General features: G+C 74.2%; 20 protein-coding genes and 1 riboswitch. Of the genes, 8 read left to right on the forward strand and 12 right to left on the reverse strand.

Annotated features, from left to right (window positions below; all coding sequences use genetic code 11):
* The first annotated feature begins 83 nt into the window (after window positions 1-83).
* Window positions 84-1,331, forward strand: a complete 1,248-nt coding sequence (locus ACSQ2D_RS09600; RefSeq protein WP_435985728.1) for a Mur ligase family protein — start codon at window positions 84-86, stop codon at window positions 1,329-1,331.
* Entirely contained in the window at window positions 1,328-2,113 is a 786-nt protein-coding gene (locus ACSQ2D_RS09605) for a hypothetical protein (RefSeq protein ID WP_435985729.1), read from the forward strand. Before ACSQ2D_RS09600 ends, ACSQ2D_RS09605 begins: the two co-directional genes overlap by 4 nt.
* 163 nt (window positions 2,114-2,276) lie before the next feature.
* Here ACSQ2D_RS09605 and ACSQ2D_RS09610 read toward each other — a convergent pair whose 3' ends face one another.
* From ACSQ2D_RS09610 to ACSQ2D_RS09640, 7 genes are all read right to left on the reverse strand, one after another.
* Window positions 2,277-2,495 (reverse strand): hypothetical protein, encoded by a 219-nt coding sequence (locus tag ACSQ2D_RS09610; RefSeq protein ID WP_435985730.1) that lies wholly within the window; start codon window positions 2,493-2,495, stop codon window positions 2,277-2,279.
* Window positions 2,496-2,803: 308 nt separating this feature from the next.
* On the reverse strand, window positions 2,804-3,610 hold the full coding sequence (locus ACSQ2D_RS09615) for an adenosylcobinamide-GDP ribazoletransferase (protein ID WP_435985731.1): 807 nt from the start codon (window positions 3,608-3,610) through the stop codon (window positions 2,804-2,806).
* On the reverse strand, window positions 3,603-4,220 hold the full coding sequence (cobU, locus tag ACSQ2D_RS09620; RefSeq protein ID WP_435985732.1) for a bifunctional adenosylcobinamide kinase/adenosylcobinamide-phosphate guanylyltransferase: 618 nt from the start codon (window positions 4,218-4,220) through the stop codon (window positions 3,603-3,605). The genes ACSQ2D_RS09615 and cobU overlap by 8 nt, the downstream gene beginning before the upstream one ends.
* Window positions 4,217-5,074 carry an ECF transporter S component gene (locus ACSQ2D_RS09625; RefSeq protein ID WP_435985733.1) on the reverse strand — a complete coding sequence of 286 codons (858 nt, stop codon included), beginning with the start codon at window positions 5,072-5,074 and terminating at the stop codon, window positions 4,217-4,219. The genes cobU and ACSQ2D_RS09625 overlap by 4 nt, the downstream gene beginning before the upstream one ends.
* Window positions 5,071-6,693, reverse strand: a complete 1,623-nt coding sequence (locus ACSQ2D_RS09630; RefSeq protein ID WP_435985734.1) for an ABC transporter ATP-binding protein — start codon at window positions 6,691-6,693, stop codon at window positions 5,071-5,073. The genes ACSQ2D_RS09625 and ACSQ2D_RS09630 overlap by 4 nt, the downstream gene beginning before the upstream one ends.
* The gene (locus tag ACSQ2D_RS09635) at window positions 6,690-7,775 is read right to left on the reverse strand and encodes an energy-coupling factor transporter transmembrane component T (protein WP_435985735.1); all 1,086 of its coding nucleotides are present in this window, start codon (window positions 7,773-7,775) and stop codon (window positions 6,690-6,692) included. Before ACSQ2D_RS09635 ends, ACSQ2D_RS09630 begins: the two co-directional genes overlap by 4 nt.
* A gap of 15 nt (window positions 7,776-7,790) precedes the next feature.
* Window positions 7,791-8,534: an SCO2322 family protein gene (locus ACSQ2D_RS09640; RefSeq protein ID WP_435985736.1), complete on the reverse strand. Its 744-nt coding sequence runs from the start codon at window positions 8,532-8,534 to the stop codon at window positions 7,791-7,793.
* A 93-nt stretch (window positions 8,535-8,627) separates the two neighbouring features.
* A riboswitch (cobalamin riboswitch) is annotated at window positions 8,628-8,777 on the reverse strand.
* A 34-nt stretch (window positions 8,778-8,811) separates the two neighbouring features.
* Here ACSQ2D_RS09640 and ACSQ2D_RS09645 point away from each other — a divergent pair.
* Together ACSQ2D_RS09645 and ACSQ2D_RS09650 are read left to right on the forward strand one after the other, a co-directional pair.
* A complete protein-coding gene (locus ACSQ2D_RS09645; RefSeq protein WP_056781174.1) occupies window positions 8,812-9,027 on the forward strand; it encodes a hypothetical protein in 216 nt (71 codons plus the stop codon).
* On the forward strand, window positions 9,024-10,397 hold the full coding sequence (locus ACSQ2D_RS09650; RefSeq protein ID WP_435985737.1) for a serine hydrolase domain-containing protein: 1,374 nt from the start codon (window positions 9,024-9,026) through the stop codon (window positions 10,395-10,397). The genes ACSQ2D_RS09645 and ACSQ2D_RS09650 overlap by 4 nt, the downstream gene beginning before the upstream one ends.
* A gap of 37 nt (window positions 10,398-10,434) precedes the next feature.
* Here ACSQ2D_RS09650 and ACSQ2D_RS09655 read toward each other — a convergent pair whose 3' ends face one another.
* The 3 genes from ACSQ2D_RS09655 to ACSQ2D_RS09665 all read right to left on the reverse strand — a co-directional run bounded on the left by ACSQ2D_RS09655 (window position 10,435) and on the right by ACSQ2D_RS09665 (window position 12,553).
* Window positions 10,435-11,016 (reverse strand): DUF3043 domain-containing protein, encoded by a 582-nt coding sequence (locus ACSQ2D_RS09655; protein ID WP_435985738.1) that lies wholly within the window; start codon window positions 11,014-11,016, stop codon window positions 10,435-10,437.
* Window positions 11,017-11,090: 74 nt separating this feature from the next.
* On the reverse strand, window positions 11,091-11,672 hold the full coding sequence (locus ACSQ2D_RS09660; RefSeq protein ID WP_435985739.1) for a protein-L-isoaspartate O-methyltransferase family protein: 582 nt from the start codon (window positions 11,670-11,672) through the stop codon (window positions 11,091-11,093).
* A 71-nt stretch (window positions 11,673-11,743) separates the two neighbouring features.
* Window positions 11,744-12,553, reverse strand: a complete 810-nt coding sequence (locus ACSQ2D_RS09665) for a class I SAM-dependent methyltransferase (protein ID WP_435985740.1) — start codon at window positions 12,551-12,553, stop codon at window positions 11,744-11,746.
* Window positions 12,554-12,667: 114 nt separating this feature from the next.
* Between ACSQ2D_RS09665 and ACSQ2D_RS09670 the strand changes: the two genes are divergently transcribed.
* A complete protein-coding gene (locus tag ACSQ2D_RS09670; protein ID WP_435985741.1) occupies window positions 12,668-14,038 on the forward strand; it encodes a dipeptidase in 1,371 nt (456 codons plus the stop codon).
* Window positions 14,039-14,186: 148 nt separating this feature from the next.
* Here the strand turns inward: ACSQ2D_RS09670 and ACSQ2D_RS09675 are convergent, their stop codons facing one another.
* Window positions 14,187-14,966, reverse strand: coding sequence for a metallophosphoesterase family protein (locus tag ACSQ2D_RS09675; protein WP_435985742.1), 780 nt, complete (start codon window positions 14,964-14,966; stop codon window positions 14,187-14,189).
* A 6-nt stretch (window positions 14,967-14,972) separates the two neighbouring features.
* Window positions 14,973-16,193: a quinolinate synthase NadA gene (gene nadA, locus ACSQ2D_RS09680; RefSeq protein ID WP_435985743.1), complete on the reverse strand. Its 1,221-nt coding sequence runs from the start codon at window positions 16,191-16,193 to the stop codon at window positions 14,973-14,975.
* 110 nt (window positions 16,194-16,303) lie between these two features.
* On the opposite strand from nadA, the gene ACSQ2D_RS09685 reads away from it, so the two are divergent.
* The 3 genes from ACSQ2D_RS09685 to ACSQ2D_RS09695 all read left to right on the forward strand — a co-directional run bounded on the left by ACSQ2D_RS09685 (window position 16,304) and on the right by ACSQ2D_RS09695 (window position 19,403).
* A complete protein-coding gene (locus ACSQ2D_RS09685) occupies window positions 16,304-17,041 on the forward strand; it encodes an SDR family NAD(P)-dependent oxidoreductase (protein WP_435985744.1) in 738 nt (245 codons plus the stop codon).
* Window positions 17,038-18,132, forward strand: a complete 1,095-nt coding sequence (locus ACSQ2D_RS09690) for an S-adenosylmethionine:tRNA ribosyltransferase-isomerase (RefSeq protein ID WP_435985745.1) — start codon at window positions 17,038-17,040, stop codon at window positions 18,130-18,132. The genes ACSQ2D_RS09685 and ACSQ2D_RS09690 overlap by 4 nt, the downstream gene beginning before the upstream one ends.
* A gap of 104 nt (window positions 18,133-18,236) precedes the next feature.
* Window positions 18,237-19,403: a glycerate kinase family protein gene (locus ACSQ2D_RS09695; RefSeq protein ID WP_435985746.1), complete on the forward strand. Its 1,167-nt coding sequence runs from the start codon at window positions 18,237-18,239 to the stop codon at window positions 19,401-19,403.
* The last annotated feature ends 60 nt before the right edge of the window (window positions 19,404-19,463 follow it).

Consider the following 19,463-nt stretch of genomic DNA (forward strand, 5'->3'; position numbering starts at 1 on the left):
GCTTGTCGATCTGGCATGTCACCGAGCGGTCGCCCCTCGCTGCCGAGCGGCGCGACCCACGATGTCGAGAAGGGTAACCGCTTTTGTCTGACGCACGCGATCCGCTCCGCGCCCGCCTGGCGCTGGCCACGGGACGGTCGGCGGGACGGCTCTCGCAGGCCCTCGGCAAGGGCTCCGGCTCCATGATCGGTGGCCGCCTCGCCCTCCGCGTCGACCCGCAGGTGCTCCGCGCCGTGGCCGGTGACCGGCGCAGCGTCCTTGTCACCGGCACCAACGGCAAGAGCACCGTGACCGCCCTCGTCGCCGCGGCGATCACGCCCGGCGGCACCGTCGTGAGCAACTCGACCGGCGCCAACATGACCGACGGCATCGTCACCGCCCTCTCGGCAGACCGCACCTCCGAGCTCGCAGCCCTCGAGGTCGACGAGGTCTACCTCGAGCCGGTGGCCCGCGGCACCCGGCCCAAGGCGGTCGTCGTGCTCAACAGCTCCCGCGAGTACACCCGCGGCGTGTCGCTCCGGAGCACGCTCGAGCACTGGCGCCGCACCGCCGCCGCGCTGCCCGACGACTGCGTCGCCATCGTCAACGTCGACGACCCGCTCGTCAGCTGGGCCTTCGAGACCGCGCCGCGCCGCATCGGCGTCAGCGGCGGCCTCTACTGGCGCGGCGACGCCCTCATCTGCCCGGCCTGTGGCTCGGTCCAGGACTTCACCGACGACTCGTGGAGCTGCCCCGGCTGCCAGCGCTCGAGACCGGAGCCCGACTGGAAGGTCGTGCCGGACGGCGACGGCTGGGCCGTCGAGCACTCCGGGGAGCGCACGCGCATCGAGGTCACGGTTCCCGGCCGCACCGGCCCGGTGGGCGGCGCCTTCGCCCTCGCCGCGGCGGACGCGCTCGGCGTCGACGTCGCCACGGCCGCCGAGCGGGTGAGCGCCGTCGCCGACGTCGACGGCCGCTATGCGCCGTACCGGCTCGGCGACCACGCCGCTCGTCTGCTCATGCTCAAGAACCCCGCCGGGTGGGCGGAGGCGATCGACGTCGCGGTCTCGACCGGCCGGCCGCTCGTCGTCGCCGTCGACCCGTTCGGCCCCAAGGACACCGCCACCATGTGGGAGGCGCCGTTCGAGCGCCTCGCGGGCCAGCGGGTCGCCGTCACGGGCGGGCGCACGGCCGACGCCGTGGCGATCCTCGACGCCGCGGGGGTTGAGGTCGTCGAGGCCCCCGACATCGAGTCGGCCGTTCGCGCCCATGCACCGGGCGAGGTGATGGTGGCCTGCAACTACCCGGCCTTCCGACGCATCTCCAAGCAGTTCCGAGGAGGCACCCATTGAGCCGGGCACTCACCGTCGCCACGCTCTTCCCGCTCGCCACGGTCGCCGCGGCCGACGAGGCCAACGCGAAGGCGCTCGTGCGCCGCGGCGCCGCGCGTGACCTCTCCGTCGAGACCGTCACCGTCGACCGCGCCGACTCCTTCGTCGACGCGGACGTCTACCTCGTCGGCGGCACGGGACGCGGTGGCGTGGCGGCCCTCGTCGAGGCGCTGACGTCGACCGATCTCGCGGCACGCGTCGCTGACGGCGCCGTGCTCCTCGCGGTCGACGCCGGTCTCGACGCGATCGCCCGCTCGTGGGTCGACCCGTCCGGTGCCCGGCACCAGGGCCTCGGTCTGGCACCGGTCACCGTCCACCCGGCTCCCGAGGTCACCGGCACCGTCGTGACCCGGCCCGACGCCTCGCTCGACCTGCCGGCCCTCATCGGCTGGGAGGCGCACGACCTCCGCACGGATCGCGAGGACGGCGCGCGGGCCCTCTTCACCCTCGAGGTGGGCGCCGGCAACCGCACCGACGACGCCGCCGGCGCCACGACCGAGGGTGTGCTCGCCGGGTCGGTCCTCGGCACCCGTCTGCACGGACCGCTGCTGGCGCTCAACCCGGAGCTCGCCGACCTCGTCCTGGCCCGGGCCACGCGCCGGACCGAGCCGTGGGCCGTGCTCGAGTCCCCGGCGGTCGAGCGCGCCCGTCGCGAGCGCATCGCCGAGGTGCGACGCGAGTCGCCGAAGGCCGACTGGCGCAGCCGTCTCCCCGGACCAGTAGCAGGCCGCCTCCGCCGCTGACCGAAGCCCAGGTCAACCGTCGAGACGCGGGTCCGCGCCCACCGACGGAGCTGCCGAGGCGCTGCGTCTTGCGAGCTGGCACACGCCTTCTCAGGGCCAACGGTACGGAGCCGACCCCCGAAGAGCCCGAGCGGGTCGTGCTCCGATGCTGTGGTACCTGGGGTCACAGAGCCGACGTGGCCGCAGCGCCCCCGTACATGAGGAAGAACACGACGATCGACGCGAGCGCGGTGACGAGGCCGGCGATCGCCATGCCGCGACCGGGGTGCTTCTTGGCGAGAGCGATGCCACCGAAGACGATGGCGAGGACCGCGAGTGGCCACAGGCCGATGTTGAGGAACGGAACGAACGAGAGGAGCACGGCGAGGATTCCGAGGATCATGCTCGTGACCGCGAAGCCGGTGCCGGGGCGTGTCGTGGGTGCTGCAATGTTCGTTGCAGCCGGGCCAGGGATTGTTTGACTCATGATGTCTCTCCTGCAGATGAGTCGAGAACTCGACTCCGATGTGGGTCAGAATGCCCACGAGCCAAGTCAACTCCTCCCGTGCCCTGCGCGGATGGGCTGGAAGTCCCCCGAGCGCGGACCGAAGGTCCTGTCTGCTTGCCTCGGGCGTCGCTCACCTGGTGTCTGCTGCCCGCGCGGGGCATGCAGCCGTGACGGCACTGCGGCCGGACGTGGCCTCTCGACGGTTAGAGGTGGGGGAGGGCGGTGGTGACGACGGTCGCTGCCACGAGCCCGGCGGCCAGGGCGACCTCGACGGCCGCGCCGATGACGTCGCCCGTGACCCCGCCCAGACGCCGCACCGCGTGACGCCGGGTCACGACGGCCCCGGCCACCGCGACGAGCACGACGACGACGGCGCCGAGGCCGACGGTCCACGACGTCTCGCCGAGCACCCCTGACAGCCCGCCGACCGCGAGCCCGGCAAGCACGCCCACCGCGGCGACGAGTCCCAGCAGCCGCCCCCGGGCCACGGTGCCGGCGACACCCTGACCGAGTCCCTCGGGACGGGCGGGAGGTATGCCGTCCCGCGCGCACACCGCGCACGCGAGCCGGCTGGCCACGAGGGCCACGACGGCCAGCGCCGTGCCGAGCGCGCCGACGAGCAGGAAGGCGAGGCAGGCGGCGTCGAGGAGGAGGACGAGCACGACCGCTGCAGCGCCGGCCGGGCCGGTGTCGCCGCGTCGCATGACCTCGAGAGACCGCACCGGGTCGTGCCCGGAGGTGAGCCCGTCGGCGAGGTCCGCGAGCCCGTCGAGGTGGAGCGCCCGGGACAGCAGCGCCGTGACGACGAGCGCGATCACGGCCACCACGCCGGAGGGGGCCCAGCCCGTGACCGAGACCGTGCCGAGCACGACCCAGGCGAGCGCGGCCGGCGCCGCCGTCACGGGTGCGAGGAGCATGGACCGGCCGAGGACGGCCCGGTCGACGTGCGTCGGGGGCCCGACGGGCAGGGCCGTGAAGGTGCCGAACGCCAGGCGCCAGGCGTCACGCATCGAGCGTCCCGCTCCGCGGCTCGCGGGTCACGACGGGGGCGTCACTGAGGTCGACGACGCGTCCAGCGACGACGAGGTGCACGCGGGCCGCCACCGTCGCGACGAGCGCGTTGAGGCGGCCCAGCTCGTCCTGGAAGAGGCGTCCGGAGGCCGTCGTCGGCACCAGCGACCAGCCGACCTCGTTCGTCACGACGACCACGGGCACCGTTGCGGCGCAGAGTGCCTCGACGAGCCCGTCGGCCTCGCGACGCACCGCGCCCGCCGCGGCGACGAGGTCGTCCCAGCCGGCCTCGTCGACGAGGGCCGTGAGCCACGTGCCGAGGCAGTCGACGAGCACGGGACCCGTGGCGGCCTCGATCGCCCCGGCCACGTCCGTCGTCTCGAGGGTCCGCCACGTCGCGGGTCGGCGCGTGCGGTGGTCCTCGACGCGCCGGCTCCACTCGGGGTCCGAGGCGTCGGCGCGGCGCCCGGTCGCGACGTACGTGACGTCGTCGTGGCCCTCGACGAGGTCCTCGGCGTGGCGGCTCTTGCCGCTGCGCACCGGTCCCGTGACGAGGGTGGTGGTCCGGGCCCGGCGAGGTGAGAACGCGACGCCGTCCGTGCTGGTCATCGCAGCCCGCTCGCGTCCTGCAGCGGGACCTCGCGGGTCGCTCCTGGCGCGGGTGCCGGGCCGAAGACGACCGGCACTCCGAAGGCCGCCCGCCGCGCGCCGCGCCGGAAGACACGGAGCAGTGCCGGGCCGGCCAGCAGGACGAGGGCCGCGTTGAGCACGCCCCGCGGCAGGTCCCACGCGAGGGACGTCGCGAGGTAGAAGAGGGCGTAGTGGGCGAGGTTCTCCGAGACCGGGGCGCCGGGGACGAAGCCCATCCCGCTGGGCGCGTTGGTCCCGAGGAACGGCCAGAACCAGAGGTTCATGAAGAGCCCGAAGGCGAGTCCCGTCACGAGGGCGTATGCCGTGAGCACCCAGCGCTCGACGCGTCCTCCCGCACGGCCGGGGAGCAGGCCGGCGCCGAGCCCGATGCCTCCGGCGCAGATCATCTGGAAGGGCAGCCAGGGGCCGACCCCGCCGGTCAGCAGGGCGCCCGTCGTGACGGCGAGCGCCCCGGACACGAAGCCGACGCCGGGACCGAGCACGCGTCCGGCCACGATGACGACGAAGAACATCGGCTCGAGCCCGGCGGTGCCGGCGCTGAGCAGCCGCAGGCCACCGCCTGCGGCAGCAGCAACGCCGAGGACCGCGATCGTCTTGGCGTCGAGACGTCCGGCCGTGACCTCGGCGAGGCACACGACCGCGAGCAGCCCGAGCAGGACGGCGAAGAGCCAGGGCGCGTCGTTGCCGTGGTCGCGCGCGAAGTCCCCGGTGACGAAGAAGGGCCACGTGAACGCGACGAGCCCGACGATCCCGACCACCCCGACGGCCACGACGGCCGGCCAGCGCAGCGGGATGACGCGGCGGCCCGTCATGCGATCCTCGCGAGGGCGCCAGCGACCTCGGCCACGGTGAGCCACGTCTGGGGCAGGAGCACCTTCGTCACCTGCGGGGCGAACGCCGGTGACGAGGCGAGGACCTCACGCGCCGGGCCGTCGGTGACGACCTCCCCGTCGGCGAGGATGACGACACGGTCGGCGACCTCGGCCGCGAGCTCGACGTCGTGGGTCGCGAGCAGGACCGTCGTGCCGTGCGCCGCGAGGCCCGTGAGCATCTCGCCGAGCCGCTTCTTGGCGCCGTAGTCGAGGCCGCGCGTCGGCTCGTCGAGCAGGAGCACCTCGGGCGACCCCGAGAGGATGACGGCGAGCGCGAGCTCGAGGCGCTGGCCCTCGGACAGGTCGCGCGGGTGCACGGTGGGGTCGATGCCTCCGGAGATGCGGTCGAGCAGGCCGCGGGCCGTTCCCGGAGCGGCGCCGAAGTCCTGGTCGGCCGCGGTGCACTCGGCCGCCACGGTGTCCGCGTAGAGGAGCAGCTCGGGCTGCTGGGGCACGAGCCCGACGGTGCGCACCCGCTCGCGGGCGGACCGGGCGTGCGGGTCGACTCCTCCGGCCCCGACGCGCACCGTCCCGCCGGACAGCCGGTGCTGGGCCGCGATGGCGCCGAGGAGCGTCGACTTGCCGGCGCCGTTGCGCCCCATGAGCGTCGTCACCGAGCCACGGGCCACGGCGAGGTCGACGCCGTCGAGGACGACCCGGCCGCCGCGCGCGACGCGGACACCGTCGACGGTGACGGCGTCGGCGGGCCCGATCACCCGGAGGTCGGCCACGGGGCGCGGGGTGCTCGTGCCGAGGGCCTCGCGCAGCGCGGCGGCCTTGCGGCGCGCGTCACGGATGGACAACGGTGTCGGAGACCACCCGACGAGCCGGGAGAGGCCGACGACGGGCGGGTAGATCTGGGAGCGCAGCATCGCCTCGGCGGGGTCGAGCAGCTCGGACACATGGCCCTCGTCGACGAGGACGACGCGGTCGGCGTGGTGCACGACGCGCTCGAGCCGGTGCTCGGCCAGCACGACCGTGACCCCGAGGTCGTGCACGATGCGGTGGAGCGAGGCCAGGACCTCTTCTGCCGCAACGGGATCCAGCGCCGACGTCGGCTCGTCGAGCACGAGGACCCGAGGGCCGGCGGCGAAGAGGGCGGCGATCGCGACGCGCTGCTGCTGACCCCCCGAGAGGGTGCGCAACGCCCGGGCGCGCAGGGGAGTGAGCCCGAAGAGGTCGAGCGTCTCCTCGACGCGGCGACGGATCGTCGTCGAGTCCAGCCCCATCGTCTCCATGCCGTAGGCGACCTCGTCCTCGACGACGTCGGTGACGAAGGTCGAGGACGGGTTCTGCTCGACGAGCCCGACCACGGTCGCGAGGTCGCGCGGACGGTGCTCGGCCGTGTCGAGCCCGTCGACGGTGACGCGTCCGGTGAGCGTGCCGCCGCTGAAGTGCGGCACGAGCCCGTTGATGGTGCGCAGCAGCGTCGACTTGCCGCTCCCCGTGGGCCCGACGACGAGGACGAGCTCGCCCTCGGGGATCTCGAGCGTGACGTCGTGGAGGCTGGGAGCGGGAGTGTCGGCATACTGCACCGACACGTGCTCGAAGGTGATCACGGAGCGACCTCCCGGGGACGGGGCGACAGCCAGGCAGGCGTGGCGGCCACGAGCAGCGCGAGGACGGCGACGAGCGGCACGGCGGGCAGCTCGGCCTGCTGGCTCGGCACGATGCCCTCCCAGCCCTGCACCGAGGCGACGACGAGGACCGCGGCGGGCACGGCGCCCGCGACGACCGTCACGGTCTCGGTCCACGTCCACCGGTCGCGACGATGTCCCGACCGGGGGTCGCGTGACGCGCCGACGAGCAGGCTCGAGCCGGCGAGCAGTGCGCCCAGCACGAGGACCGGCAGCCCGAGCACCCCGCCGGCGGAGGAGTCGAGCAGACCGTAGAGCCCGGCGAGCACACCGACGAGACCGGCGAGGGCGAGCCCGGTGGCGGCACGGCGGCTCGTCGTCGTGGAGCGGACCGCGCGACCGTAGCCGCGCGACTCCATCGACGCGGCCAGCCCGAGCGATCGCTCGAAGGCGGTCTCGAGCACGGGCACGGTGAGGCGCGCCATCTCCCGCAGGCCCCGGCCGTCGCGTCCGCGCAGCGTGCGGGCCGCCCGCACGTCACGGGCGTCGGTCAGCAGCTGCGGCGCGAAGGTCAGGCCGACGACGACGGCCGTGCCGACGTCGTAGAGCGTGGCGGGCAGGTAGCGCAGCAGCCGGCGCGGGCTCGCCAACGCGTTGGCGGCGCCGAGGCACGCGAGGACCGCGGCGAGGCGCAGGGCGTCGTAGGCGGCATACAGCAGGGACTCGAGCGTGACCGTGCCGCCGAGGCGCACGCCCGCGGCCCAGTCCGGCAGCGGGACGTTCGGCAGGGTCATGACGACGGTCTCGCCGACGATGCCGTTGCCGAGCAGCGCTGTCATGACGATGCGGAAGGCGACGATGACGGCACCGATGACGAGGAAGGCGGGCAGCGGGTTGACCGTGGCGGGGTCGTGGCGCTCGCTGACGACGAGCACGCAGACGCCGATGACGAGCAGCAGCAGGACCGGGTTGGTCGTGCGCGACGCAGCGGTGGCCAGGCCCAGCCCCCACAGCCACCAGGCTGCGGGGTGCTGGAGCCGGGCCTTGCGCTGGAGTCCCGCCACGTCCGTCGGGGCTCCTCAGGCGTCCTGGCGGGCGCGCGAACGCGAGCGCACGAGCAGGTAGCCGACGAGCGCGAGCAGGACGAGGCCCGCGATGACGTATGCCGCGACCGTCCCACCCGAGGTGCCGGACGTCGGCGCTGCGGCGACGTCGGTGCCCGAGGCGGCGGGGGTCGTGGCCGCCGCGGACGGTGTGGCTGCCGGAGCGGCGATGGTCACCGGCTGGTCCGCCGCCTTCGCCTCGGGGCTGACCTCCTTGACGGCACCGCCGCAGTCGCTCGTCGGGTAGCCGTCCACCCCGCAGACGAGGCCCTTCTCGGTGCGCACGTCACCGGCCTGAGCGAGCACCACGGCGCTCGTGGCGTCCGTGGCGACGACCGCGCACAGGGCCTTCGGCTCGGGCGGGGTGGCGCCGTCGGCGGCGTCGGCCGGACGACCGAAGTCGACGACGAGACCGACGCGCTTCTTGCCCGCCTCGGCGGGGGTCGTGCCGCAGACCTGGTCGAAGGTGAGGACGGCGCGCGGGTAGCGGGTCGAGGCCTCGTCGGCGACGGCGAAGCGCCAGCCGTCGACGCTGCCGTCCTTCGGGACCGTCTGGTCCGGGCCCTTCTGTGCGAAGGTCCAGGCGCCGTCGGAGAGCTGGTAGAAGCCCCAGTAGCGGTAGGCGGCGGCGTGGGCCGGCGCGATGGTGAGGGCCGAGAGGCAGGCCGCGACGAGCGCGGCGAGCACGACCCGGAGCGGGGCACGACGGACAGGGGACACGGTTTCCTCCTCGCGGTCGGACACCATGTCGGGTCTGCTGGCTGAGGCCGGCCCGGCGGGGTGACTCCGGTCCGCATTCCACGACAGACTGACAAAGGAGCCGGTGGGACGCGGGTTTTCCGGCTGGTCACCCCGGGCCGCACTGCGGCGGGAGGTGGCTTCACGGTTGCGGGTCAGCGCCGGAGTCACACCGGCTTGCCCCATCGTCCTTCGGTTAGGCGAACCGTCGCACGCGGGGCGTCCGCCCGTCAAACGGCGTGCCAACTAGGGTGGCCGCATGAGTGCTGACTGGTCCTGGCTGTTCCTCGACGCGCACGGCAACCCGGTGGAGGGGGAGGGCGTGACGACGTCGGGCTTCCCGACCCAGAGCGACGCCGAGAGCTACCTCGGGGAGTCGTGGCGCGAGCTGCTCGACGCCGGCGTCGAGGCGGTCACCCTGCGTGAGAACGACACCGTCGTCTACGGCCCGATGAGCCTGCGGGCCGCGGAGTGAGCGCGCCGCTCGGCGCCGGCAACCCGTCGGACACGGCGCTGTCGGCCGGGCTCGAGCGCGACCTGCTCGCCCGGGTCGTCACGGCCCAGCGCTCGTGGCGCTCACCGGGCGTCAGCGTCGGCGTCGTGCGCGACGGCGTGCTCGTCTGGTCGGCGCACGTGGGGTCGGCCCGCCTCGGGTCGCAGCCCGCACCGGCCACCGACGACACGCAGTTCATGATCGGCTCGGTGACGAAGACGTTCACGGCGCTGGCCGTCATGTCGCTGCGTGACGAGGGGCTGCTGTCGCTCGACGACGCGCTCGAGACGTACGTGCCCGGCACCAGGCACGCACGGGTTCCCTTGCGGCAGATGCTCGCCCACGCCTCGGGACTGCAGCGCGAGCCCGTCGGCAACATCTGGGAGAGCCTCGTGGCGCCCGAGCGCGAGGAGTTCCTGGCCGGCGTCGAGCAGGCCGAGCAGGTGCTCCCCGCCCACCACGCCTTCCACTACTCCAACCTCGCCTACGGCCTCCTCGGCCAGGTCGTCGAGCGCGTCACGGGACGGGACTGGGAGCACGTCGTCCGCGAGCGCGTGCTCGAGCCCCTCGGGATGAGCCGCACCGGCCTGACGCCCGCCGACGACCGCGCCCTCGGCTACCAGGTCGACCCCTATGCCGGCACCGCGAGCGAGGAGCCGCTCTTCACGCTCAACGCGACGGCGCCGCTCGGTGGCCTGTGGTCGACCGTCGCCGACATGGCGCGCTACGCGGCCTACGTCGCGAGCCCCGACGACCGGGTCGTGCGGCCCGAGACCGTCGAGGAGATGTGCCGGCCGATCATCATGACCGACGTCGACGGCTGGAGCGGCGCCTACGGGCTCGGCTTCGGCATGGGCCGTCGCGGCGACCGCGTCTACGTCGGCCACGGCGGAGCCATGCCGGGCTTCCTCACCGGCCTGCGGGTCCGTCGCACGGACGGCGTCGGCGCGGTCGTCTTCGCCAACGCCACGTCCGGGGCCATGACCCTCGGCCTCGCGACCGACCTCGTCGAGGCCGTCGTCGACGCCGAGCCGTCCATGGCGGCGGCGTGGGTGCCCGAGACGGAGCAGCCGGCCCTGGCCGAGCTCCTCGGCCTGTGGTGGTCGGAGGGCTCGCCCCTCACCTTCTTCGTGCGTGGCGGCGAGCTGTGGTCGCGGCTCGCCGACGACGAGCCGCTCTCCGAGACGCGGTATGCCGCCGAGGGCACCGACCGCTTCCGTGCCGTGGCCGGTCGGGAGCGCGGCGAGGTGCTCGAGGTCGTGCGCGCCGGTGACGGCTCCGTCGACAAGCTCTACTTCGCGACGTACGCCGTGACACGGGCGCCGCTCGCGTTCGCCGACCTGCAGGGCTGAGCCGGGCGGTCAGCAGCCCCGTCGCCCCGGAGGTCGGTCAGGCGGGGTGCTCGCCGCGGGCGACCTGCGGCTTCGGCATGCGCGTGCGGCGCATCTGGAAGGCACGCATGATGGCGTACCACGCGTCGCCCTTCTCGGCGCCGCCGAACTTGTCGTCCATCTTGCGCCGCGTGCGGCGCCACATCAGCAGGGCGTCGCCGATGGCCACGAGGATGAGGCCGTAGACGAGGACGAAGACGAGCAGCAGGGCCCAGTTCGTGCGGACGAAGCTGAGCAGCAGGACGATGAGCATGATCGGCAGCATGAACTCGCCGATGTTCCAGCGGGCGTCGACGGTGTCGCGGATGAAGCGGCGGCGGGGGCCCTTGTCGCGGGCGGGGAGGTACTTCTCGTCCCCCGTCATCATGCCGGCGCGCTGCTTGGCCATCGCCTCGCGGCGGGCTGCCTTGTCCTGCTTCGTCGCGGCCTTGCGGTCGGTGACGATGAGGGGACGCTTGTTGAGGGCCTCCTGCTCGCGCCGCTTCGGCGTCGGCCGGTTCTTCGCGCCGGGGCGCGCCGACTCGTCGGTCGAGGCCGTGGGTGAGAGCTCTTCGTTGAGGGTCTTCTTGCGTCCGAACACGGGGACACTCTAAGCCGAAGGGCGGCCGGGACCCGCATCGCGCCCACGGCCACACGGCACACGGCCCCTCGTCGTCACGACCCGGGTGACGTGCGGAGCGGGACGAACCGGTAGTGCCCGTGCCGCGTGGTCCGGAGCGTGCCGTGGTCGCGCACGGCGAGTGTCATGGTGCCGGCGACGGGGACGACGAGCCGCCCGGGGTCGCCGAGCTGGTCGACGAGCGGCTGGGGCAGGCTCTGCGCCTCAGCCGAGACGAGGATGCGGTCCCAGGGCGCACCGTCGGGATCTCCGAGCACGCCGGCGGCGGCCTCGTGGATCTCTGCCCAGGGCATCCGGGCGGCGGCGAGGTTCTCGGCACCCCAGCGCGCCAGGGCGGGCTCGAGCTCGACGCCGACGACCTCGCCGGTCGGCCCGGTGAGGTGGGCGAGCAGGGCGGTCGTCCAGCCGGAGCCCGAGCCGACGTCGAGGACGCGCTGGCCGGGTTGCACGTCGAGCAGGCGCAGCATGTCGGCGACGGTCCGCGGCTGGGAGTTCGTCTGGCCGTGCCCGATGAGGATCGGGGCGTCGTGGGCCGCGCGGGACCGGGCGCCGCGGGGGAGGAAGCCCGCGCGCGGCACCGCGGCGAAGGCCTGCTGCACCCGGTCGACGGCGTCCATGGTCCGAGCCAAGCACGACCGGGCGCGGACGTCAGCCCCCGGCGGCGTGGCGGGACGCGCCGACGGGGGAGTCAGGCCATCCGCCGGGCGATGACGTGCACGAGGGTGCCGAGCGCGCGGTAGGGGTCGGTCGAGCCGAGCCTCTCCTCGACGTCGAGCAGGGTCGCGAGCTCGCCGCCCTCCGGAGCCGGCTCGTCGACGGCGACGTCGTCGCTCGCGACGCGGATGCCGTACCACGCGACGACCTCGAGGCCTGCTGCCTCGCAGTCGGCCGTCAGCGAGGCGAGGGTGTCGGCGCGGGCGTCGACGCCGATCTCGTTGCGGTAGCGCGCGTGCCGGCCCTCCCGGGCCGCGTGGCGCGTCTCGTCGAGCATGGCGAGGGCCGCGCGCCAGTCGTGCCGCCCGGCTGGGCGCCAGGCCATCGCGTCACCGTTGCGGGCCGCGATCGACACGATGCCGCCCGGCGCGACGCGACGGGCCAGACCGGCCACCGCGGAGCGGCTCTCGGGGAGGTACATGAGGACGCCGTGGCACATGACGACGTCGTATGCCGTCGGCCGCGTCACGCTCGCGAGTCCGGCGAGGTCGGTGGCCACGAGGGTGACGTGGTCGCGCTGGTCCGGAGTGAGTCCGGCGGCGGCCTGCTCGAAGGTGGCGCGCATCCGCCCGTCCGGCTCGACGGCGGTCACCGAGTGGCCGAGCCGGGCCAGGCGCAGCGCCTGCGTGCCCTGCCCGGCGCCGACGTCGAGGACGCGGAGCGGGCCACGTGGCAGGTGCGCCGCGAGCTGCCGGGTGACCATCTCCTGGCGCACGACGTTGCGCAGGTTGCCCAGGCGCTCGAGCCAGGGGTCCTGCCCGGCGACGAACGTGTTGTCTCCCATCCGGCCGAACCTACCCATGGGGGACGACAGCTCCCGAGGCGGCCACCGCGAGGGTGGTGGACCGGGGCCTCGCCTGCCTCGTGGGACGGACGCCCGCGTGGGTAGGGTCGGCACGTGACTGACGACGCCCTCACCCCCGCCCAGATCCAGCAGATCCGCGACCGCGTGGCCGAGCTCATGCCGCAGGTCCGGGCCGACCTCGAGGAGCTCGTGCGCATCCCGAGCGTCTCGGCCTCGTCCTTCGACCAGAGCCAGGTGACCCGCAGTGCGGACGCCGTCGCCGAGCTGCTCCGCCGCGAGGGACTCGACGTCGAGGTCGTCGTCGAGGGTGGCCGGCCCGCCGTCATCGGGCACCTCGACGGCCCCGAGGGAGCTCCGACCGTGACGCTCTACGCGCACCACGACGTGCAGCCCCCCGGCGACGACGCCGACTGGGACAGCTCGCCGTTCGAGCCCGAGGAGCGCGAGGGTCGCCTCTACGGCCGCGGTGCGGCCGACGACAAGGCAGGCGTCATGGCCCACGTCGCCGCACTGCGTGCCCACGCCGGCAACCTGCCCGTCGGCGTCACCGTCTTCGTCGAGGGTGAGGAGGAGTCCGGCTCCCCGTCGCTCGGCACGATCCTCGAGAAGCACGGCGACCGCCTCGCCGCCGACGCCATCGTCATCGCCGACTCCGGCAACTGGGACATCGGCACGCCCGCCCTCACCACGACCCTGCGCGGCGGCATCCGCGTCGTCGTCCGAGTGCAGACGCTCGACCACTCCGTGCACTCCGGCATGTTCGGCGGTGCGGCGCCCGATGCCACCACCGCGCTCGTGCGCCTGCTCGCCTCGCTCCACGACGCCGACGGCACCGTGGCCGTGGCCGGGCTCGACGCCGGTGAGGCCGCCGACATCGACTACGACGAGCAGCGCTTCCGCGCCGAGTCGGGCCTGCTGGACGGCGTGTCGCTCATCGGGTCCGGCTCGATCCTCAGCCGGCTCTGGAACAAGCCCTCGATCACGACGATCGGCATCGACGCGACGTCCATCGACAAGGCGTCGAACACGCTGTCGGCCAAGGCTGCCGCCAAGATCTCCGTCCGGCTGGCACCGACCCAGGACCCGCTCGTCGCCTTCGAGCGGGTGCGTGAGCACCTCGAGGCCCACGCCCCGTGGGGTGCCCGCCTGACCGTCGAGCTCGAGGAGCACGGCTCGGGCTTCGCGGCCGACGCGAACGGTCCCGTCTACGACGAGGCGCGGGCATCCTTCGCCGACGCGTGGGGGACCGAGCCGGTCGACATGGGCGTGGGTGGCTCGATCCCGTTCATCTCCGACTTCTCGGCGCGCTTCCCCGACGCCTCGATCATCGTCACCGGGGTCGAGGACCCCGACACCCGCGCCCACGGCGCGAACGAGTCGCTGCACCTCGGCGAGTTCGAGAAGGTCTGCGTGGCCGAGGCGGTCTTCCTCGCCCGGCTGGGAGCGCTGCGGTCCGCCCACTGAGGCGGGCGGCATACGCCATCGGTCCGAGGGTCGACCGATGACGTGTGCGATGGTGCTGCGTCTGCTGGGGTGGTCACACCACCGGAGGCAGCACCATCAGCAAGGTCCTCCACGCCGGAGCCCGGCGGGCCCGGGCCGGCCCGGCGGCTCAGGAGGCGGGGACCGCCGACCCCCGGTAGCGCTGCTCGCGCAGCTCGAGGGCGTACGCGTCCGCGCCCGGCATCCCGAGCTCCTGGGCGATCGCGACCTCGGCCTCGACGTCGTACGGGACGCGCACGAAGGCGATCCCGACGTGGCCCGGCGGCTCCTCCTCGCCAGGGGCGGCGAGGCTTCCCTCGAGCACGACGTAGGGCGCGCCCGGGCCGTCGAGGGCGTTGCCGACCGAACCGGCGTTGAAGACGGTGATGCCGTAGTCGACGGCGAGGTAGGCGCCGTGGATGTCGCCGTAGCCGACGATCGTGGGGACCGGCCCGTCACCGGTGAACTCCGTCTGTGCGACGAAGGCGCGGTGCTCGGCCTCGGTGGTGGGCGCGTAGACACGGGTGAACTCGTCGACCGGGGACGCGTGGAAGAAGCGGATCGGCTGCCCGCTCAACACGAGCTCGTGCACGTTCGGCAGGTCCGCGAGCCACAGCCGGTCAGCAGGTGTCAGCTCGTCGTGGACCCACTGCGGGTGCTCCCAGGGGTGCTCGTCGTCACGCGCGATGAAGGCGTCCCAGTTGCCGCGGACCGTCGGGATGTCACGGTCGCGGGTGATCCGGATGCACTCCGAGCCGCGCGGGCCCTTGCCGACGACGTCGCCGAGGTTGACGACGTGCTCGATCCCGCGACGCGCGATGTCGGCGAGCACGGCTTCGTACGCGGTCACGTTGCCGTGCACGTCGGAGACGACGGCGACCCGGTGGAGGCCGTCTGCGGGTGACGTCACCGCGGCTCAGTCCTTGTGGGTCGTGCCGGGCAGCGCGAGCATCCGGTCGAGGGCCGCGCGGGCCTCGGCGGCCACGCTCGGGTCGACGTGGATGGGGTTGACGACCCGACCCTCGACGAGGGACTCGAGCGCCCACACGAGGTGCGGCAGGTCGATGCGGTTCATCGTCGAGCAGTAGCAGACGTTCTTCTCCAGGAAGGCGATCCGCTGCTCGGGGAACTGCTGCGCGAGCCGTCGCACGAGGTTGAGCTCGGTGCCGACGACCCACGACGTGCCGGCCGGCGCGGCGGCGATGGTCTGGATGATCTTCTCGGTCGAGCCCACCTCGTCGGCCCGCTCGACGACCTCGTACTGGCACTCGGGGTGGACGATGACCTTGACGCCCGGGATCTCGCGGCGGGCGGCCTCGACGGCGTCGACGGAGAAGCGGCCGTGCACCGAGCAGTGCCCGCGCCAGAGGATCATCCGCGCCTTCTCGAGCTGCTCGCGGGTCAGGCCGCCGTTCGGGCGGTGCGGGTCCCAGACGACGCAGTCGTCGAGCGAGAGGCCGAGCTCGCGCACCGCGGTGTTGCGGCCGAGGTGCTGGTCAGGCAGGAAGAGCACCTTGCCCGTGCCGGTCCCGTCCAAGCCGACGCCACCGACCTGCTCGAAGGCCCAGTCGAGGGCGGTGCGGGCGTTGGAGCTCGTGCAGATGGTGCCGCCGTGCCGGCCGGTGAAGGCCTTGATCGCGGCGGAGGAGTTCATGTAGGTGACGGGGATCGTCTCGCCGGCGACGCCGGCCGCGGTCAGCTGCTCCCAGCAGTCCTCGACCTGGGCGATGGCGGCCATGTCGGCCATCGAGCAGCCCGCTGCGAGGTCGGGCAGGATCACGGTCTGCTCGTCGCTCGTGAGGATGTCGGCGGACTCGGCCATGAAGTGCACGCCGCAGAAGACGATGTAGGGCGCGTCGGGCCGGGCGGCGGCGTCGCGGGCGAGCTTGAACGAGTCGCCGGTGACGTCGGCGAACTCGATGACCTCGTTGCGCTGGTAGTGGTGCCCGAGGACGAAGACGCGGTCCCCGAGCGCCGCCTTGGCCGCGCGGGCGCGCTCGACGAGGCCGGGGTCGGACGCGGGCGGCAGGTCGCCCGGGCACTCGACGCCGCGCTCGGTGTGCAGGTCGGTGCCCTGCCCGAGCACGAGGAGGGGGAGCGGAGCAGGTGCCGGGGCCGATGCCGTGTCGGTCGTCATGAGCAGATCGTATGCCGCCGCGCGGGCTCCCAGCGCCCGGGCACTTGACCTCAAGTCAACTTGATGTCTGACGCTGTGGCCATCGACCCACGACCACCACAGGAGTCATGATGCCCACCGCACTCGTCACCGGCGCCACCCAGGGCCTCGGCCGGGCCCTCGCCGAAGCCCTCGCCGTCCGCCGCTGGGACCTCGTCGTCACGGCCCGCGACGCCTCGCGCCTCGCCGAGACCGTCTCCTCCCTGCGCGACCACGGTCACGTCGTCGTCGGCCTGTCCGGCGACGTCAGCGACGCCGTCCACCGGGAGGAGCTCGCTGTCGCCGTCACCGAGCTGGCAGGGCCCGGCGCCCTCGACCTGCTCGTCCACAACGCGAGCACGCTCGGCCCGGTCCCGCTGCGCCCCCTGACCGACCTGACGACGGACGCCCTCGCAGCCGTGCTCGCCGTCAACGTCATCGCCCCGCACGCACTGACCCGCTCGCTCCTCGCGTCCCTCGAGACCGCGGGAGGGACGGTCATCGCCATCTCGTCGGACGCCGGCGTCGAGCACTACGAGACGTGGGGCGCCTACGGCGCGAGCAAGGCCGCGCTCGACCACCTGACGCTGACGCTGGCGGCGGAGCTGCCGTCCGTCCGGGCGTACGCCGTCGACCCCGGCGACATGCGCACCGCGATGCACCAGGCCGCGTTCCCCGGGGAGGACATCGGCGACCGCCCGCTGCCGGAGGAGGTCGCCGTCCCCGCGATCCTGGCGCTGCTCGCGTCGCGGCCCGCGAGCGGCCGGTACCGGGCTGCGGACCTGCTCGCGGCCGGTTCGGCGGCCGGCTCGGCGGCGGTGGCCTCGTGACCGCGACCCTCGCGCACGCGCCGCACACCGTCTTCCGCGTCACCGACGACCTCACGGCCGACGCCCCACCCGAGACGAGGGGTCTCGGTCGGGACGGCGTACGCCTCCTCGTCGCCTCGGAGCCGACCTCGGGCGGGGTGCACGTCGAGCACACGACCTTCGCCGCGATCGGTGACCACCTCGCGCCCGGCGACCTGCTCCTCGTCAACAACTCGGCCACCGTGGCGGCCGAGGTCGACGGTCGGGTGGCGGGACGAGGAGCCGTCGTCGTCCACGCCGCGACCGAGCTCGACGACTGCACGTGGGTCGTGGAGCTGCGCACCGCGCCCGACGCCGCGCACCCGGTGCTCGACGCCCTGGAGGGCGACGTCGTCGAGCTCGGGCCGGGCGGTCCCCGGCTGCGCCTCGAGGCCCCGTACCCGAGGCCCGACTCGTCGCCGACGGGCCGCGGCAACCGGCTGTGGCGAGCGGCGGAGCTCGACGACTGCACCCTCGCGGAGCACGTCGCGGCGCACGGCAGACCGATCGCGTACGGCTACCTCCGCTCCAGGTTCCCGCTCGAGGCCTACCAGACGGTCTTCGCCCGGCTGCCGGGCAGCGCCGAGATGGCCAGCGCCGCAAGGCCGTTCACCGCCGACCTCGTCACCGCCCTCGTGTCCTCGGGGGTCCTCGTCGCCCCCGTGACGCTGCACACCGGCCTGTCGTCGCAGGAGGCGGGGGAAGCGCCGCAGCCGGAACGGTTCGCCGTGTCCGGGGAGACGGCCGCCCTCGTCAACCTCGTGCGCGACCGCGGCGGGCGGGTCGTCGCGGTCGGCACGACCGCGACCCGGGCCATCGAGTCGGCGACCGCCCCGGACGGTCGGGTGCACGCCGCGGCCGGATGGACCGAGGTCGTCATCTCGCCGGACCGGCCTGCCCGCGTCGTCGACGGGCTCGTCACCGGCTGGCACGACCCGGACGCCTCGCACCTGCTCCTCGTCGAGTCGGTCGCGGGGGCCGAGCTGGCCCAGCGGGCGTACGACGAGGCGGTCGCGCACCGCTACGCCTGGCACGAGTTCGGCGACGCCGGCCTCTTCCTGCCCCACCGCTGACGGGGCGCCGCCGCCGGTTCGAGGTGATCAGGGCACCCTGTGGCGCCCACGACCACCTCGAACCGGCACCCGGCGGCGACCACGGCAGTGGGAGGATGCCGGACGTGCACGTGATCATCGCCCCCGACTGCTACACCGGCACCCTCACCGCGTCCCAGGCCGCGGCCGCGATGGCCGAGGGCTGGGGACGCACCGCCCCGGGGGACCGCCTGACCCTCGTGCCCCTCTCCGACGGCGGACCGGGCTTCGTCGACGTCCTCTCCGAGACCCTCGCCGGCGAGGTGCACGCCGTCGTGACCACCGACCCGCTCGGCCGCGAGGTGCCCGGCACGATCCTGCTGACGACGGGCGCGGGCGGCCGGACGGCATACGTGGAGTCGGCGCAGGCGGCCGGGCTGCACCTGCTCGCCCCCGACGAGCGCGACCCCACCCGCACGTCCACCTCCGGTGTCGGGACGCTCGTGCTGGCGGCCCTTGACGCCGGCGCCCGGCGCGTCGTCATCGGGCTCGGCGGCTCGGGGACCAACGACGCGGGGGCCGGCCTGCTGGCCGCCCTCGGCGTGGGTTCTGCCGCCCGTCTCGGGCACGGAGGCCTGGCGCTCGCAGCGGCGACGCCCGACGACGTCGCCGGCCTGGACGCCGCGCGCGACCGGTTGCGCGGCGTCGACCTCGTCATCGCCAGCGACGTCGACTCGCCGCTGCTCGGCCTCAAGGGCGCGAGCGCGGTCTTCGGGCCCCAGAAGGGCGCGTCCGAGGAGGACGCCCAACGGCTCGAGAACGCGTTGGGCCACTTCGCGAGCGTCGTGGCGCGGGTGCGCCCGCCCGCCAAGGACCTGCTGACCGGCACCCTGCTCAAGCCCGAGCGCGAGCCGGGCGCCGGGGCCGCGGGCGGACTCGGCTACGCCCTGCACCTGCTCGGTGCCCGCCGGGTGTCCGGGGTGGAGGCCGTGCTCGACGCCGTCGGGTTCGCCGACCTCGTGGCCTCCGCCGACCTCGTCGTCACCGGTGAGGGCAGCTTCGACTGGCAGTCGCTGCGCGGCAAGGTCGTCGTCGGTGTCGCCGAGGCCGCCGCGCGCGTCGGCGTGCCGGTCATCGCCGTGCCGGGCCAGTCGCTCGTCGGCCGCCGCGAGGCGATGACGGCCGGACTCTCGGGGGTGTATGCCGTCGCGGAGCGTCCCGACCAGGTCGCAGCCGCCCTCGCCGAGCCCGCCGCACGCCTCGCCGACCGCACCGCCCGCGTCGCGCGGACGTGGTCGCCGTCCACATCCTGAGCCGCCGGAACGGGGGAGGATGCACGGATCGGGTGGGTCCCGACGTATCCTTGGAGGCGT

It is taken from the genome of Terrabacter sp. LjRoot27 (assembly GCF_964254175.1).
Classification (GTDB): Bacteria; Actinomycetota; Actinomycetes; order Actinomycetales; family Dermatophilaceae; genus Terrabacter.